The following is a 17674-nucleotide window of genomic DNA, read 5'->3' as shown; positions in this document are numbered from 1 at the left end:
TCCTCTTTAAGAGGCAAAATAGCAATTTTGCTCCCCTATTTAGCGGTTCCTTTATATACTTCCCAGGTGCTGCGGATCAGGGTATCCGGGTCCGAATAACGGGCGGTCCAGCCCAGGACCTCATGGGCGAGTTTGGAAGAAGCGGTGAGTTTGGCCGGGTCCCCGGGACGGCGTCCCACGATCCGGGCGGGGATGGGCTTGCCGCTGATCCGGCGGGCGGCTTCGATAATTTCCTTTACCGAAATCCCGGTTTCACTGCCCAGGTTGACGGTGAGGCTTTTGTCGTTCCGGGTAATATACTCCAAAGCCGCCAGGTGGCCCAGGGCAAGATCGTTTACATGGACATAGTCCCTGACCCCGGTACCGTCGGGGGTATCGTAATCGTCCCCAAAGATCTGCACTTCCGGCCGTTTTCCCGCCGCAGCCTCCATGATCACCGGGATGAGGTTGGCGGGGTTTTGTTCCAGGCCCTTGATTCGGCCCTTGACATCATACCCCGCGGCATTAAAATAACGCAGGTTGGCAAAACGGATCCCTTTAAGTTTTTCATACCACCCCAGAAAGAGTTCGATCTCCCGTTTGGTAAAGCCGTAGTAGTTTTCGGGGTTCGTGGGGTGTTTTTCATCCAGGGGCAGGTATTCCGGTTCCCCGTAAACCGCGGCGCTGGAGGAAAAAACAATGTTTTTAATCCCCCCCTCCACCGCGGCGTTGAGGATATTGATGGTACCGGTGATATTATTGACCGAATATTTTTCCGGCTTTATCATGGATTCCCCCGCCGCCTTGAACGCCGCGAGGTGTATAATGGCATCAAAAACAGGCATTTTGGACACCCGGTGGGTATTATCCCCGGTAGCCGCCCTGAGCAGCCCCGTATAATCCAAAATATCCCCATGGATAAAGGCCTCTTCCGGAAAAAGATTCTCCCGTAACCCGCTGGAAAGGTTATCATACACCGTAATCCGGTGCCCCTGATCCAAAAATTCCCGAGCCACATGGCTTCCAATATACCCGGCCCCGCCGATAATCAGTATGTTCATGGCTTTAGTATAGCACAAACCGGGATAATGTACTACCTGATTAAGGAGAAGAGAGAAGTTGGGGCTTCGTTCAGGCTCTGAATTAATGGGAGTTTCTATTACGCCATTCCCTAGGGGATGTACCAAATATATTGCGGAAAGCCCGTGAGAAATGCAGCGGATTCTCATAGCCTACACAATGCAGCGGATTCTCATAGCCTACACGATGTGCAGTGTCCGATACGGATAAGCCTCCCTTTAGCAGATCACAGGCGCGGTTCATCCGGTATTTCTGTAAAAAATCCCTGGGAGTGACCAGCATCGTGTTTTTGAATATTTTGCCAAAATAACTGCGGTTTAAGTTACACCAGGCGGCGATACCTTCTATGCCGATATTCTTGTCATAATTGCGTTCTATATAGTTTATGGCTTCATGTACGTAGAATTCCTGTAGGTTGTCCTCGCGCCGTAGATTTTTTGTCACCGAGGTTTTGATAAGCTCGTCCATGATAAAATAGAGCGTACCTATCAATTCCAGCGGCGAAGCGTCATTATGCTCTATCAGGAAGATAAGACGGCGTTCTAGCCCCTCCGCAGAGCCCTGAGAGGACGTATATATGGGATTTTTTATGGACAGTCCCGCCTGGGTGATAAACGCCGGCGCTTTAAGACCATCGAATTCAATCCAGATATAGTGCCAGGGGTCATGGCGGTCGGCGCAGTAAAAAGAGATACTGTCCGGGTGGATCAAAAACGCCTGTCCCGCAGATACCGTATGTTCAGAGCCATTTGCGGAACTAAATATACCCTTACCTGACAGGATATAGTGCAGCAGATAGTGATGCCGTATGGCCGGGCCGCAGGCCAAAAGAGGCGCGCATTTCTCCACACCATATTGATATATGGTCAGATCCGTAAAATTGGTGTTTGGAAAAATATAGGTAAGATTGTTATACATAATACCAATTTGCCGCCTATTTATTAATTATATCAGGAAAAACAGCATTTTGCAATATTTTTTATATCACTATGATATTTACAGGCCGGATAATGGGTACTATCATAGGTTTATATCTTATTGGAGGCCAACCATGAAAATAAAGCGATTCTCATTATCGGTCTTACCAGCGATTCTTTGCCTGGTATTCTTAGCTTGTAGCGGAAAAAAAACCGAAGAAGTGGCGGACGACATACCGAAAGATGAGTTGTCCGGCAACATTCTCATTTGGGATTGGAATGGCGATATTCAGATGAAATTCGCCGAGAATTTCAACAAAATTCATCCAAATGTAACCGTGAATGTCCAGGAAGTAGCTTGGGATGACTACATGACCAAGCTCCAAACCAGCTATGTAACAGGACTGGAATTGCCGGATATCATATTTGGTGAGATAGCCTGGCGAGGTGCGCTGTTCGAGATGGGCATATGTGAAAACCTTGAGCAAGCCCCCTACAACCTTGACCGTAGTCTCATGGTAAAATCATCGGTACCCCTCACTTCGGATCCATCGGATCATATCGTCGCTATAGACATGCAGGTAACGCCCGCCGGATTTGCTTATAAACGGGACGTGGCAAAACAATACCTGGGGACAGACGATCCGGCTGAAGTAGGCGATATGATATCCGACTGGGATAAATTCCTGGAAGTTGGCAAGAAGGTGAGCAATGCCAGTGATGGACGGGTAAAGATGATGGCTTCCCTTGGAGATGTTCTGCTGTCTACCTTGAGTCAAAATGTGGTTGACTATGTAAGCGTCTCGACCGTAGATATTACGGCCAAGGTAAAAACTCCACTTGAAATAGCGCTGCGGATGCGCGATGCCGGTATTATCGGCAACATTGAAATGTACTCATCGAATTGGTACGCCGCTTATGCTTCAAAGGATATTTTGTTCTACGAAGCCGCTGCATGGTGCCCCCCGTATGTCATCTCCGTGAACGATCCCGACGGCAGTGGTAACTGGGCCATCACGACGCCACCCGGAGGTGCGTTCAACCTGGGTGGTACCAGTCTGAGCATCAACAAGGACAGTAAGAATAAAGCTGCCGCATGGGAATTCATTAAGTATGTGTATTTCTCGGAGGAGGGCAGTGCTATGATGTATGAACTTACGGGCAATTATAGCTGCTATCAGCCCTATTATGAGAGTGAGTATTCGCCCTTTAACATCAAGGGCCCCTATGACGATTTTTTTGGCGGTCAAAGTCTGGTACAGTTTTATATAGGTACTGCGGCCCCGCAGGCGAAAACCGCCAAGCAGACCCGTTTAGACTCCATTGTGGACGCTACCTGGCAGAAGCTCATTCCGGTGTATATGTCAAATAGTTCTGTAAACGCGGCTGAGGCGCTGGATATGTTTATTGAAGAAGTAAAGCTGAGAGATCCCGATATTACGGTAAAGTAAGGCCGGTATATCTCACCAGCATGGTTCCGGGGGAATTATCATGAATCTTGGTACAAGGGGCAGAAGGTCGGGCTTTCAAGACAAGGGTATGCTTTCGGGAAAAAACAGGAAGTGGCCATATCTGTTTTTGTTGCCCTTTTTGCTCGCTTATGGCATATTCATGGTGTTCCCCATGATCTATTCCCTGTATCTCAGTATGTTTAATTGGAACGGTATAACCCAGAAGACCTTTGTGGGACTTGGTAACTACATACGGCTGCTCAGGTCGGACCGGCTGTTTTTGAAGTCTATATTGAATACGATTATTATCATGGTCATGTCCTTGCCGGTTACGCTGTTTTTGGGCCTTATTTTGGCGTTTTGCTTGTATAACATCGGACGAAGCCGTCGTTTTTTCCAGGTACTGAATTTTATGCCCTATTTTACTACACCGGTAGCCATTGGTTTTATTTTCTCGTATATATTTGACTGGAACAGTGGTATTTTGAATGGCGTACTTACCGGACTGGGTATTTTCAAAGAACATTTTTTTTGGCTACAGAGTCCTTGGGCATCCCGGGTTATTGTGGCTTTGATGATCATATGGCGCAATTTCGGATACTGTATGCTCATATATCTCGCCGGTATGACGGCTATTTCACGGGATATATACGAGGCCGCCCGTATAGACCGCGCCAACCCGGTACAAGTGCTGTTTTGTATTACCATACCCATGCTGAAACCCGTAACGGTTTTTCTGTTTATTACCGCGTTAATTGGCGGTTTTCAGATGTTTGATGAACCGGTGCAGCTTTTTTCCGGCTGGTCCGCCGCGGCTAGGAATATCGGTGGGCCTGAATACTCTGTGCTGACCATCTTGTGGAAATTCTACGACGATGCTTTCGGCAGTTCCACTCGGTTGGGGTATGGCGCTGCCATAGCCTATTCACTGTTCATGATCATCGGCATCTTTTCATTTATTAGCTTCTATATTTCAAAGCGAGGTGACAACGCATGAAACGGATAACAGGCTGTCGTTTTAATGGTGTATACTTGTTTTTGTCCGTGATTTCGCTTGTCGCGTTGGTTCCGTTTTATATAATGTTTGTAATGGGGACATATCGTAGCGAAAAGTTGTTTACCGGACTGCCGCTGTGGGTAAGTAACTACCTGGGTGTAAATCTGGCTACAGTACTGAAAGGGCATTTTCTGCGGTCATACTTGAACAGTATGTTTGTGTCGACGGTATCCGCGGCGGTATGCCTATTCACCAGTGTGTGCGCGGCCTTTGCACTGGCCAAATACCGTTTTCGCCTGAAGGTGTTTATTCAGAACATCATTCTGTTAGGTATGATGCTCCCCGCTCAGATAGCAATCATAGGGTATATTATTGAGCTGAGGGCCATGCACTTGACTAATACGCTGGCTTCCGTTGTATATATATGGGTGGCGAATCCCTTCAGTGTATTTTTTATGACCCAATTTATGCGGAGCTCCGTGCCCGATGAAATGCTGGAAAGTGCACGGATGGACGGCACTTCCGAACCGCGTATATTGATTTCTATCGTTGTTCCGTGCATAAAGGCTGGCTGCATTACGGTAGTTACCCTTATTTTCCTGTGGTCTTGGAATAGTTATCTCTTGCCGCTTATTGTCATTAATAAACAAGCATCCTATACATTGCCGCTTATGATTGCCAATATTGCCGTCGCATACCGGCAGGATTACGGTGCGCAGATGCTGGCTTTAACCTTGTCCACATTCCCCATCGTAATTCTGTATACCCTGGGATCAAAGTATTTTATCAACGGCATCACCGCCGGAGCGGTAAAGGGGTAAGGTTGTTGGAAAGATCATCGAGAATACGCATCATTACAACGGAAAAAAATACCCAAAAGTATATGGAGCCGGGTAGCCTTGTCGAAACAGCGGATTCCGGGCATGAGATATATATAGATGTCCAATCGCCTGCCCAGCGTATCTTGGGTTTTGGCGGTGCGTTTACCCAGTCCGCCGCTGCCGTACTGGAGCCACTTAGCCCGGAACGTCGCACGGATGCTTTGCGTGCATATTTTCATCCCCAGGAAGGTATCGCCTACAACATGGGCCGTACGCATATAGGGTGCTGTGATTTTTGTACGGAGCCATATACCTTGAACGATATCCCCGGCGATACGGATATGACCTGTTTCGATATCAGCCATGACGAACGATGGCTCATTCCATTTATAAAGAATGCTGCCAGTATCTGTGAGCAGCGGCTTCTGTTGTACGCCGTGCCCTGGAGTCCACCGGCCTGGATGAAGACCAATGGGGTACTCGCGGGCGGTGAACTCAAACCGGAATACTACGAGGCGATGGGGCGGTATCTAGTACAATTTGTCAGAACATATCGGGAACATGGTGTGGATATATGGGCCTTGGGCATACAAAATGAGCCTGATGAAGAACAGCGTTGGGCTTCGTGCCGCTACAACACCGGGCAGGAAAAAGCATTCCTGCTTAAGGGACTCCTTCCCGCCCTGGATGCCGGCGGATTTAAAGACATACAGATACTGCTCTGGGACAGCAACAAGGACCGTATGCTTGCCGGAACAAGAGATTTACTTTCGGATCCGTTGTTGGTACACCGGGGCTGTGGTGTGGCATTTCATTGGTACAGCGGTGATTATTTTGAAAATCTGTACGCCATACAGAAAGAATTTCCTAATGTCCTGCTTATATCTACAGAAAGCTGTACCGCACTGCCTGAAGATGTGACAGACTGGGGTATAGGAGAACGGTACGCCCATGAGATAATCGGCGATATGAATAACGGAGCCAATGCGTTTATTGACTGGAATTTGTTTTTGGACAAACAGGGTGGGCCAAATATGCACGGTAATTTCTGTACCGCACCGGTCATGGTGGACACGGAAAACGACCGCCTTGTTTTTTTAAACTCTTATTACTATATAGGGCATTTTAGTAAATTTATCCGCCGCGGGGCCGCACGACTTGGTATCACGTCTGATAGCAGCGTTCTTGAGGTCTGTGCCTTTCAAAACCCAGATGGATGCGTCATAGCCGTTGTGATGAACGCCCTGGATATACCGCAGAAAACAACCCTGTGTGTAAATAACCACAGGGCGCGGCTTTATCTGCGGGAACATAGCATACAAACGGTCATTTTTGAATGACCAGTCAGTTTCTCTCCTAAGTCCCGCCAATTTCCTCAGCCTTTGCTTCCCACTCCTGGGTTTTGGTTTCAATTCCGGCAGCGGTTTCCCGGAGTTTGGCCCGTATCTCCCGGACCTTTTCCCCGTTGGCATAGATCTCGGGCCGGGCGAGTTCCCCTTCCAGATGGGCCTTTTCCGCCTCCAGCTCCGCCAGGTGTTTGAGGATCTCCGCCTCCTCCCGCTCCAGCCTGCGGAGCCGGGCCTGGCGTTGCTTTGCCGCCTCCCGCTGTTCCGCCGCGGTGGACGCCTTGATCAGGATAACCCGGGGATTTCCCCCGGCGGCTTCCCGCCCTTCTCCGGCCACGGTCTCCCGGCCTGCACCGGCCGCCGGCTCCCGCGCTTCCGGGGGGCCGGGCTGGACCGCCTGGGTCCCGGCGGAAGGCTCCGGAGCAATCCCCTCCCCCGGCAGCTCCCCCCGGGCCAGGCGGTCCAGATAATAGCCGTAATTTCCGTAAAAAAGCCGGGGTACCCCGGAGCCTCCGGGGAAGAGTGCCAGGGTTTTAGTGGAGAGGGCCTCCATAAAAGCCCGGTCATGGGAGACAAAGATGATGGTCCCGGTAAATTTTTTTAACGTATCCAGGAGTATATCCTTGGAGTAGAGATCCAGGTGGTTGGTGGGTTCGTCCAGGAGGAGGAGGTTCATGGGTTTAAGGAGCATTTTAAGGAGGGCCAGGCGGCTTTTCTCCCCACCGGAGAGGACCGAAATGCTCTTGTACACGTCGTCCCCCCTGAAAAGGAAACTTCCCAGCATATCCCGCACCTTGGGAATAAGCGCGGTGGGGGCCTCCGCTTCCATAAATTCCAGGACCTTCTGGGACCCGGTCATCGCCTCCGCCGCGTCCTGGGAAAAATACCCCACCGATATACCCGCGCCGTACTGGAGCCGCCCCTCAAAATTCGTGTCGTCCCCAGCAAGGATCCGCAGCAGGGTGGTTTTCCCCGCACCGTTGGGACCCACCACCACCAGCTTTTCCCCGGATTCCAGGGTCAGATCCAGGCCGCGCAAGACCCGGAGGCTGCCGTAACTTTTCCCCAGGCCCTCCATGGTCAGGGCGATACGCCCCGCATGGGGGGGCGGCGGAAAGGCGATGCTGATCTTCTTAAAGGATTCGGGGATCTCGATCCGCTCTATTTTTTCCAGCCGTTTGATAAGCTCCTGGGCAAAGGCCGCTTTGGTGGCCTTGTACCGGAACCGGCGGATCAGGGCCTCGGTCTTGGCGATCTCTTCCTGCTGGGCCTTGTACCGGGCCATGAGGCTTTCCAGTTCGATCCGGCGGATCCCCTCGTAGGCGGTATAATTCCCCGCATACCGGGTCAGGGTCCCCTGGAAGAGTTCGTACACCTCGGTCACGGTCATGTCCAAAAAATAGCGGTCATGGGATACCATAAGGTATCCCCCGGAAAAATTCCGGAGCCACCCCTCCAGCCAGGAACGGGCCTCGATATCCAGATAATTGGTGGGTTCGTCCAGGAGCAGGATGTCGGATTTTTCCAGAAGTACCTTGGCCAGGGCTATCCGCATCTGCCAGCCCCCGGAGAACTCCTCCACCTGCCGGTCCGTATCGGAAAGGGAAAACCCCAGACCGGTTAATACCATGGAGATCTGCTGATCCCGCTGATAATAGCCGGAATTTTCTACCGCTTCCTGGAGGCGCTGATGTTCTGTCAGCAGGGCCGCGGTTTTCCCATCGTCCCTGACAGCGCTTTCCAGGGCCCGGCCCAGGTTTTCCATCTCCGCCAGCAGGGAAAATACCGGGGCATAGGCGGTTTCCACCTCCTCCCGAAGGGTTCGGCCCCGGTGGATAATCCCCGACTGGGGAAGGTAGGAGACCCGGCTTGATTTCTGGATCGCCCGCTCCCCCGAGTCGGCGGAGAGTTTTCCGGCGATGATCTTCATCAGGGTAGACTTTCCCGACCCATTGGCCCCGGTCAAAGCCGCCTTGGACCCCTCCGCCAGATGGATATTGATATCCTTAAGGATGTCCCGATCGCCAAAGGCAAGGGAGGTTTTGGTAACCTGGATAAAACCCATGGCTCAATTTTCCGTCTTATAAAAGTAGATAATAACCGGTGAAACCGCCCGGCGGGTAACAGTGGTATCCACCACATTACCCGGCGGTACATATTCCAAGCGGAGCCCCAGGGCATCCAGGGTATATAAAAAATTGGCCGCGGTACCCGGTTCCCCCTCTCCGTCAAAACGGAAGGACAAAGCCCCGTCGTACCGGTCCGCCAGGGAACGGTCTAGGAAAAGCCCCAGGTCTACGGTCCCGCTTCCCCGGGAGGCGGGGGAAATTACCTGGGGGGTCAGGAGATCGTAATCAGACCAGGTAAAGGTCCCCTCGGCCCCAAAGGTGAGGCTTCCGTAATTGGTACTGGTGAAATGGGGGCCTTGGATATAGAGGATCTCGAAAAGGGCATCCCGGCGGCCCAGTTCCTGGGTGATAATATCCGGTACCGTGGAGGGCAGGGCCACAAAAAGCAGGGTCTGGAGGGCGCCCTTATTTTCACTGTACTGCACTGCCAGGGTCGTATCCGTCTGGAGGCTCATCTGGAGGGAGGCCCCCTCGAAACGCCAGGCGCGGTTCCCGGTACGCCGGATTCCGGAATAGGAGAAGGTTTTATCCACGTCGGGGTGGTATATCCGGGCAATACCCGTTTCCTGACCGGGCAAAAACTGCCACTGCTTCCCAAACTCGTCGATATTTATCTTTTGCTCCGAAATCATGGTAAGGTAGAATTCGGGGGACCAGGTTTTGGACAAGACATATTCCAGATCCGGGTCCGGGGCGGCTTCCGCCGTGTCCGGGGTTGCGGCCAATACCCCCCCGGTATGCTCAAAAATTTTAAGCCGGTAGGAAAAACAGTACCCGATGGTACCGTCTTCGGTAAGAACCTGGACCCAGTCCCCGGGCAGGGGCTCTCCGGTGGTACTTATGGCGGGGACCCCCTCTTCCCGGGAGAGGATCTTGATTATCTGCCCTAATTTAAGGCGGTATACCCGCCGGGCGTTGTTATCCGGGGTGTCCCGGATAGGAAGCCCGTCCTGCAAAATTTCGGCATAGGTGTTGGCATATTCGGCAAAGGCCGCCGCATATTTTTGGGCGGCGCCCTTTGTTTTCAGGAATGCAAGCTGCCAGAGGGGAATTTCAAATTTATTCTCCCCGTCCCCGGTTTGGTATTCCCGGGGAATGCCCGCCACCCAAACCTGGTTTAAATTGGACTTGATATAGACCGGCAGGATGGTTCCCGAGGGCACCGCGGGATCTTCCGTAGCCCATAGCAGCACCCCCCAGCCGAGATGCCGTTCGCAGGATCCAAACAAGATACTACACCAGCAGGCCGCGCAAACCAACAGCGCCCGGAACAGCGGTTTGCCCCGGCTTATCCTCAATATTATTCCGTTACTTTTCATAAGACTCACAACTCCTTTGACCACTGCCGCAGTTTCCGGGCAGTCCAGAGGGAGGCCAAAAGCCGCAGGCGGCCATAGGCGTTAAGCTCATCATCCAGAACCGCCTCGGACAGCACCAGTTGGGATATGGGATCGCAGAGGCTGTCGGGAAGATCCATGATCCACCGGGAGAGGAGTGCCCCGTTTAATTCCCCGGCATAGGCCGAAATGGCGGCCTGCAGCCCCTGGGCCTGTTTATATAGGTGGGCCTTTTCGGGTTTTTTCCGCGGATTCAGCTTATGGCCATGGATAGAGGCATAAAATTCAAAGGCCGATTCCGCTTCGTCTATACAGAGGGTGGTAATCTGGGATTCGTCTTCCAAAAAACGGAGCAGCAGGGGATAAAACTGGTTCTGTACCTGGAGGATACTCGCCATGGCCAGGATCACCTCGTCCCGAAGATAGGGCGGGGGATTGGTTTGCCTGAGGATGTCCAGCAGTATCGAAAGGGAATTGGGAGATCCGTAGATTCCAAAGGCCTCCACCCCCATGATTTTAAGCCGGGGATTTTCCGTTTGCAGGATGATCTGCTCTATTTCAGGGCGGAAGGCTTCGTCCCTGAGTTTTGCCAGGGCAATGATCGCTTCCCCGGCCAGCATATAATCCTGGGAAACAGCCAATTCCCGCAGGATAGGGATGGCGGAATAGACCCGGTGATCCCCCAGGATCCGGGCGGAAATATAAGCGGTGGTATAGGGGTTGTTGATGGTATCGTTGATCAGGGCCTTTTCCGCATCTTCGCTGAGGGTATCCAGGTTTTCCAGGGCCCGCAGGGATTCGCTGCGGGTAGAAAGCCGGGGGGATTTCGCCCGGTCCAGGAGCCCTTTTATGGATAACTGGGAGGGCGTATCATGGAGGGCCCCCAGCAGGGCTTCTTCCTCCTCCCCGTCATTGGTTTTATTGAGCTTGTCCAACAGGGTAATGGCCCGCAGGTCCCGGAAAGAAAACATCACCTCTATGGCGCCCTTAAAGGGGAGGGAACCCAGGGCCGTAAGGCTTTTTTGCATGACCAGGATAAGGACGGTGATGCCGATGAGGAGGGCATACAAAATTTTAAACGAGACAAACACGGGAATTCCCACAAACGAAAAGATGTCCAGAAACAGACCCGCCAGGAAAGACCCCCCGGCCCCGGCGACGCCGAAAACGAAAAAATATACGATCCCCATGTCCAACATGTACTTTTCCGGAACCAGGGCCAAAAAATAGGTCTGGGCTATCCCTTCGGCGCCCAGAAATCCAAAATTCACGATAAAATGCAGAAAAGTCAGGAAAAGGATCACCGTCGAGAGGTTTTCCACCGCTCCCCGGGGGAAAAACACGATGGGGATCATCCCGGTCAGTCCCATAATCGTACAAACCAGATAGATAGGCTTGACCCCTATGCGGTCCACGAGGAATTTGATGATCAGCCCCACCATCAGGGCCCCGAGCCCCCCAAAAACCGAATACAGGGAGACCATACCGTCCCCCTGAAAAAACACCTCCCGGCTGTACACCACGAGAAAGGCCCGGGCAATGGCGGACACCAGGGCGACCAAAAACAATATGATGATAAAGTGCCGGAAGGGCGCCTTGGCAAAGGACTCCCGGAGCATGTTGAAAAAATTGACCGGTTCTTTCCCGGTGGTTTTTTCCGGTTCCGGCAGCCGGTTTACCAGGAACCCGCTGAAAATTCCCCCCAGGATACCCAAGAGGATGATAACGGAGTAGAGGTAGAGGGGCGGCTCCCGGCCCAGGAGGATGGCGATGATAAAACCGGCAAACATCCCCACGGCGCTGTTAATCACCTGGATCTGGGTCATATAGCTGCCCCGATCCGGGCCTATGGCCAAAAGGTTCAGCACCGGATTGTTCCCGATCATGCCTATGCCCCGGCTGGCATTAAAGGCAAACACCCCCAGGATGATAATCCCCAGGGCCAGATCATGGCGGCCCGAGGAAACCACCAGGGGCACGAAAACCAGGGGGATCATGACGATGGCCCGGATACACCAGGCGCTGCTGTAGATCCGGATGATGGAAAACCGCTTTGCCAGGAGTTTCCCCAGGGGCAGGAAAAAAAAGGCCACATAGATCAGGGCATTCAGGAGCCCCAGGGTGGTGGCGGATGCGTTAAGCCGCATGGCAAAGAGGGTAATGATATTACCCGCTAAAAAGGACCACGACAGAGAGTTAAAGACATTAAAGATATTGTATAAATCCCGGGCCTTACCAAGACGATAGGGCGAAAGCATGGCGGTCATATATACTATTAATAGTATTTGACGCATTAAATATCAAGGGAGGGACGGTTGACCTCGGCGGGATCGGTCCGTACAATAGGACCATGGCACTTAACTGCGGTATCGTGGGGCTCCCCAATGTGGGCAAGTCCACCATTTTTTCGGCCCTAAGCTCCGCCCCGGCGGAGGCGGCTAATTATCCCTTTTGTACGATTAATCCCAACGTGGGGATCGTGGACGTACCGGATGAACGGCTCCTTACCCTGGCGGAGATCTTTAAACCCCGCAAGACCATCCCCGCCGTGGTGGAATTTGTGGATATCGCCGGCCTGGTAAAGGGGGCCTCCAAAGGGGAAGGCCTGGGCAATCAGTTCCTCTCCCATATCCGGGAAGTGGGGGTTATTGCCCAGGTAGTTCGTTGCTTTGATGACCCCGACATTGTCCATGTGAATAACCGGGTGGACCCCGAGTCGGACATGGAGGTGATCAACATTGAATTGGCCCTGGCGGACCTGGATACCCTGGAAAAACGCCGGGAACGGCTCCGGCACAGCCTCCGGGTGCAGGCCAAGGTGGATCAGAAGGCCACCGAAACCGCCCTGGCCGTCCTGGACAAGCTGGCCCCGGCCCTGGAACAGGGCATCCCCGCCCGGTCGGTTCCCCTCACCGGCGACGAGCGGGCCGCAGTTTACGATTGTTTCTTTATCACCCTTAAACCCCAGCTCTATGTCTGCAATGTGGACGAAGCGGGGGTCCGGGCCTTTGCCCAGGGCCGGGGCAGCCCCCTGATAGCGGCGGTCGCCGGGTGGGCCGCCGCTGAGGGCTCGGAAGCGGTGGTGATCTCCGGCAAATTCGAGGCGGAGCTGGCGGATATCCAGGACCCGGAAGAAAAAAAAGCCTTTCTTGCGGAATTGGGGCTAAAAGAATCGGGCCTTACCGCCCTGGTTCACGCGGCCTACCGGCTTTTGGGGCTGCGGACCTTTTTTACCGCCGGCGCCGACGAATGCCGGGCCTGGACCATTCGCGCCGGGGACAGCGCCCCCCGGGCCGCGGGGGTGATCCACACGGATTTCGAGAAGGGCTTCATCAAGGCCGAGGTTTACTCCTACGCCGATATTGTCCAATACGGCAGCGAGGCCAAGATCAAGGAAGCGGGAAAATACCGCATTGAGGGCAAAGAATATATCGTTCAAGACGGGGACGTGATGTTTTTTAAGTTTAATGTATAATTCATGTTACGCAGGGGTCCCACGAAGAGATTTTAACCACAAACCTCACGAACTACACGAACAGAAACAAAGACAAATTGGCGTTTTAACCGATAGTTCTTTCCTATTTTCCCACGAACAAAGAAGAGAATTCAGATATAAATTCCGGAATATCAAAGCAAAAGTTCGTGATGTTCGTGTCGTTCGTGGTTTAGCCTCTTCTTCCCACATAATATGAGGTGGTACTAAGGCCCCATCTGCCGGGGGACCACGATCATATCCCGCCGCCGCAGGGAGTTCAGGAGCTCCGCCGAGGCGTAATACCGGTTGCGGCCTATCATGCTGAGTTCGTCGCCGTAACGGAAACTATTAACCGCCCAATCGCTGGGAATAGGATCGTGGATGACAAAATACTCACCGTCCAGGGAATAGCCTTTAATGATGATATAATGCCCCACCGAATCGTTGTAATACTTTCCGAATAGGTCCGACGCGGGGTCGGAACGGGTTGCCCTGACGCCGCTGGTATGGAAAAGGACAATGGCGATGCTGCCCGAGTCGATTACGTCCTTGATATTCTGAACCGTCTTCAGGGGCTGAATAGCGGCGGTGGCCCCCTGGGCCTTGATAACCCGGATGAGTTCTTCAAAGCTGGTACCCCCGTCCCCATGCCAACCTATGGCCTGGCGCACCGAGGAAACGGAAAAATATTTGCCCAGGGACCATCCGATGGCCATGGAAGCCGATGCGGGACCGCAGTTGGACTGGGTACCGGTATTGTATTGGGTACGGTACCAGTTATAGTTCTCCGTGGCCACATCCGCATGCATGGTGGGAACCGGACTGACAAAAACCGAATAATACTGTTCCCGGTTGTCGGCTTCCCGGGCGGTAATACCGTAGAAACCCGGTCTTTTAAACCGGATCTTGGTCAAAAACTGGTCGGATTCACTCAGATCCAGGGGAGCCGAAGCAATATCCGGATACCGGGAAACCTTGCTGATGCTCCCGTATATCACAAAATATTCATCCGGAGAGGACAGGGTGATAAATTTGGTGGTACTGTGTTCTACTACAGAACCCGGATGGGGTATGTCGATATACAGAGGGTTGGATTTGTAAACCGTTCCCGCCGCGTCCCGGGCGGTTAAACTGGCCACATAGGTTTTGGGAATCGTATATTCATAACTCGGATTGGGGCGGAACCCCCGTTTTCCGTCCCCGAAATTCCATTCAAAGGATTGGAATGACTCCGGGGGAGGATCCACAATGGAAAACTGCACGGTTATCCCGGAACCGCTCACATCCCCGTTGTTTCTGCTTTCATAGGCGATCTTGACGGTTTTGGTAACCGTTTTTACCGGCGCCGTCTGGACCCGCTGGGGCCGGGAGGCCAACTCCACTTCCAGGGCTTTAACGTTTTCTAGGGAGGGAATCCGGATCATCGTTCCCACCCGGATCCGGTTGGCATTGGTTATATTGTTGTAATAGGCAAGGGCTTCATAGGAAATATTGTAGGTATAAGCGATCTCCGACAGGGTTTCCCCGGGCCGGATATGGTATTCAATATCGGAGGATCGGTCTTCAACCTGGGTACCGGCGCCCATGGGATCTTCCTGGGCCGGGTAGGTAGATAAAACCGCCCACTCCTGTTCTTCCTCCGGGGGAAGTACCACCACCGAGGAGGCATAGGAATTCCCCGGATCCTGATAATAGGCGGCCACGTCTTTCAGGGCCGAGACCAGATTTTCAGGGGGAACCGCGGGGGAAGCTATGGCAAAATAAACCAGGAAAGCCGCCCCAAATAAAATCCCCCCAAAACACAAGAACGCGGCCAATTTAGGAACAAAAGCTTCATGCCGAAGAAAGTCAAGACAACACAAGCCGATCCGGCGCATTCCCCGCTTTACCAGGGTAATAATATCCGAAAAACTACGATATTTAGGCTTACGCAGAACTAAAAATTTCGGCCGACGGCGTTTTGCGGGTTTCTGCTGATAAAGAAATCCTTTCATCCTATCAAACTCCATCTTATGAAAATCGACAAACTTCCCATCACATATTTGGCAAGCCCGTCTAGTACTATATCGGAACGAAATCGCAGTTTCTTACGGTCAATAATACACTATACGCTCATTTTATATGCATTTCTCCGGTTTGTCTATAGATAATTATAGAATATAAGACGGATTTACGACTTACGTTATTTTAAGACCACTGCAACCCCTCATGATGAAAGGCGCTGAAAACTCCGGTTTCCGGTGCTTCCCTATGCGTCCAGAGCCGCCAGGGCCTCGTCTATATCGGCCGCGGCTTTTTGGCTGTGTTGCCCCAGGGCCGCGGCGCGGGGGTACAGGGATTGGCCGTAGGCCCGTAACCCCGCCAGGTTCATGGGCCGGGGCGCATTGGGCAGGTAACGGTCAAAGTTACGCTGATAAATATCCTTAAGGGCGTCCCCGTCCAGGGCAAGCCCCCGGCATTGCTCCTCAAAGGCAACAAATTCCTCGGAGGTTTCCATAACCCGGCGCAGGCAGCTCACGGTTTCCCGCCAATGGTCGCTTATGGTATCGGTCCCAAAGAGGATGCGGTGGGAATGATCGATAAAAAATTGCCGCCAGGGTTCGTAATCCTGGGCAAAACTCTCAAACATTTCCCAACCGGGGGTTATATCGTAGGACACCTGGGGGTAGGTATCGAATAGCTGTTTGGTCCGTTCCCGGTCTATGGCGGTGAAAAAAAAGTGGGGAAAAATGACCCGCAGTTTGGGGTGTTTATCCAAAATTCCCAGGGCTTCATCTTCGATCTGTTGTTTTGAGGGGTAACGCCCGTCCCCATAAAACACCTGATCCCCCATCGCCTGGGCCCACCGGGGCATCAGATCCCAGGTCCAGAATTCGACCGGGTCGTTGACATGGTAGAGCAGGGGCATATCCACGCTTTCCATGAAAGAAAACAGGGGATCATAGGCGGGATCGTCCAGGGGGATACCGGTGCGTAAGCGTATATTGGGCTTGCCGTCCATCATTTTGATGCCGTCAAACCCGAGTTCATGGTACAGGGCAGCCTGGGCAAGCATTTCTTCCGGACCGGGGGCTCCGGTTTCGGGATAATGCACCGCGGCAAAGGCATAAGCCCGGCCGGAACTTTTTAATTTGATGGCGGCGCAGAGTATATTGTTGCCCATAAATTCCGGAAATAGGGAGGCGCAGCTGAGGACAACGAATTTTTGATACCCCAATTCCCGGACCATGGCCAGGGTTTCCTCCGCGAAAGCACGGGTGGGGGCGTGAATGTGGACATCGCTGATGGGGTATTTGTAATACATGGGACTTCCTTCATAGTTTGATGCCCGAAAGGGCAATGCCTTCAATAAAATACCGCTGGAATATAAAAAACAGGATAATCATCGGGGCCGCGGCCATTAAACCCCCGGCCATAACCAGGGGATAAATGGTGGTATGTTCCCCGATAAGATAGGCCAGCCCCGCGGAGAGGGTCTGTTTTTTCATGTCCGTGTTTACTATCAGGGGCCACATCAGGTCCTTCCAGGAGTCCAGGGCGATGAGGATCCCCAGGGATACCAGCCCGGGTTTGATCAGGGGCAAGAGGACCCGGTGGTATATGCCCCAGTAGCTGCATCCGTCTATCTTCGCCGCCTCGTCCAGATCCCGGGGCAGGGCGGAAAAAAACTGCCGGAGCATAAATACCCCAAATACGCTGAACAGCCGGGGCAGCCAGAGGGCGGTTAGGGTATCGGTGAGCCGCCACTTTACCATTAAGCTGTACCGGGGGATAAGGAATATCTGACCCGGAACCATCATCAGGGAGAGGCAGAGGAGAAAAACCAGGTCCCTGCCCGGAAAACGCAGCCGGGCAAAGGCATAGGCCGCCAGGGAACAGATGGCCAGCTGCCCGATTACTACCACCGCCATCATCAAAAACGTATTGGTATAAAAATAGGCAAAGGGGAATTTCGCCAGGACCTCGGTAAAATTGTCAAAATTCCAGGAGGAAGGCAGGATTATCATGGGGATATGGATGCTTTCTTCGTAGGTTTTAAAGGAGGTGAGGATCATCCAGATAAAGGGAAGGACCGTGGTTAAGGAACTTATCACCAGCAGTCCATGGACAATACCCGCAGTAATGGTCCTCTTCATAAAACT

13 protein-coding genes are annotated in these 17674 nt (G+C 52.6%); 5 read left to right on the top strand and 8 right to left on the bottom strand.

Going from position 1 to position 17674, the window contains the following annotated elements:
• Positions 1 to 35 precede the first annotated feature (35 nt).
• Together galE and LQZ21_RS07335 are read right to left on the bottom strand one after the other, a co-directional pair.
• On the bottom strand, positions 36 to 1040 hold the full coding sequence (galE, locus tag LQZ21_RS07340; protein ID WP_411043632.1) for a UDP-glucose 4-epimerase GalE: 1005 nt from the start codon (positions 1038 to 1040) through the stop codon (positions 36 to 38).
• Positions 1041 to 1122: 82 nt separating this feature from the next.
• A complete protein-coding gene (locus LQZ21_RS07335; protein WP_411043631.1) occupies positions 1123 to 1977 on the bottom strand; it encodes an AraC family transcriptional regulator in 855 nt (284 codons plus the stop codon).
• Between the two features lie 133 nt (positions 1978 to 2110).
• Between LQZ21_RS07335 and LQZ21_RS07330 the strand changes: the two genes are divergently transcribed.
• From LQZ21_RS07330 to LQZ21_RS07315, 4 genes are all read left to right on the top strand, one after another.
• On the top strand, positions 2111 to 3427 hold the full coding sequence (locus LQZ21_RS07330) for an ABC transporter substrate-binding protein (RefSeq protein ID WP_411043630.1): 1317 nt from the start codon (positions 2111 to 2113) through the stop codon (positions 3425 to 3427).
• 172 nt (positions 3428 to 3599) lie between these two features.
• Positions 3600 to 4424, top strand: coding sequence for a carbohydrate ABC transporter permease (locus LQZ21_RS07325; RefSeq protein WP_411043629.1), 825 nt, complete (start codon positions 3600 to 3602; stop codon positions 4422 to 4424).
• Positions 4421 to 5245, top strand: a complete 825-nt coding sequence (locus LQZ21_RS07320) for a carbohydrate ABC transporter permease (RefSeq protein ID WP_411043628.1) — start codon at positions 4421 to 4423, stop codon at positions 5243 to 5245. Before LQZ21_RS07325 ends, LQZ21_RS07320 begins: the two co-directional genes overlap by 4 nt.
• 5 nt (positions 5246 to 5250) lie before the next feature.
• Entirely contained in the window at positions 5251 to 6585 is a 1335-nt protein-coding gene (locus tag LQZ21_RS07315) for a glycoside hydrolase family 30 protein (RefSeq protein WP_411043627.1), read from the top strand.
• Positions 6586 to 6601: 16 nt separating this feature from the next.
• Here the strand turns inward: LQZ21_RS07315 and LQZ21_RS07310 are convergent, their stop codons facing one another.
• Genes LQZ21_RS07310 through LQZ21_RS07300 form a run of 3 tightly spaced genes read right to left on the bottom strand, consistent with a single transcriptional unit; the run spans position 6602 to position 12324 of the window.
• Positions 6602 to 8656 (bottom strand): ATP-binding cassette domain-containing protein, encoded by a 2055-nt coding sequence (locus LQZ21_RS07310; RefSeq protein ID WP_411043626.1) that lies wholly within the window; start codon positions 8654 to 8656, stop codon positions 6602 to 6604.
• 3 nt (positions 8657 to 8659) lie between these two features.
• A complete protein-coding gene (locus LQZ21_RS07305) occupies positions 8660 to 10039 on the bottom strand; it encodes an SH3 domain-containing protein (RefSeq protein WP_411043625.1) in 1380 nt (459 codons plus the stop codon).
• A gap of 5 nt (positions 10040 to 10044) precedes the next feature.
• Positions 10045 to 12324 (bottom strand): MFS transporter, encoded by a 2280-nt coding sequence (locus tag LQZ21_RS07300; RefSeq protein WP_411043624.1) that lies wholly within the window; start codon positions 12322 to 12324, stop codon positions 10045 to 10047.
• 83 nt (positions 12325 to 12407) lie between these two features.
• Here LQZ21_RS07300 and ychF point away from each other — a divergent pair, with 83 nt between their 5' ends.
• Positions 12408 to 13532 carry a redox-regulated ATPase YchF gene (gene ychF, locus LQZ21_RS07295; RefSeq protein WP_411043623.1) on the top strand — a complete coding sequence of 375 codons (1125 nt, stop codon included), beginning with the start codon at positions 12408 to 12410 and terminating at the stop codon, positions 13530 to 13532.
• Between the two features lie 224 nt (positions 13533 to 13756).
• Here the strand turns inward: ychF and LQZ21_RS07290 are convergent, their stop codons facing one another.
• The 3 genes from LQZ21_RS07290 to LQZ21_RS07280 form a co-directional block, all read right to left on the bottom strand.
• Entirely contained in the window at positions 13757 to 15526 is a 1770-nt protein-coding gene (locus tag LQZ21_RS07290) for a LysM peptidoglycan-binding domain-containing protein (RefSeq protein WP_411043622.1), read from the bottom strand.
• A gap of 254 nt (positions 15527 to 15780) precedes the next feature.
• Positions 15781 to 16836 carry an amidohydrolase family protein gene (locus tag LQZ21_RS07285; protein ID WP_411043621.1) on the bottom strand — a complete coding sequence of 352 codons (1056 nt, stop codon included), beginning with the start codon at positions 16834 to 16836 and terminating at the stop codon, positions 15781 to 15783.
• Positions 16837 to 16846: 10 nt separating this feature from the next.
• Complete coding sequence (locus tag LQZ21_RS07280) at positions 16847 to 17668, bottom strand: carbohydrate ABC transporter permease (RefSeq protein ID WP_411043620.1); 822 nt, start codon at positions 17666 to 17668, stop codon at positions 16847 to 16849.
• Positions 17669 to 17674: the final 6 nt, after the last annotated feature.

This window comes from Treponema sp. TIM-1 (assembly GCF_046533115.1).
Classification (GTDB): Bacteria; Spirochaetota; Spirochaetia; order Treponematales; family Breznakiellaceae; genus JAIRMO01.
The sequence above is the reverse complement of the archived record's forward strand: the minus strand, read 5'-3'. Positions and strand labels throughout refer to the sequence as shown.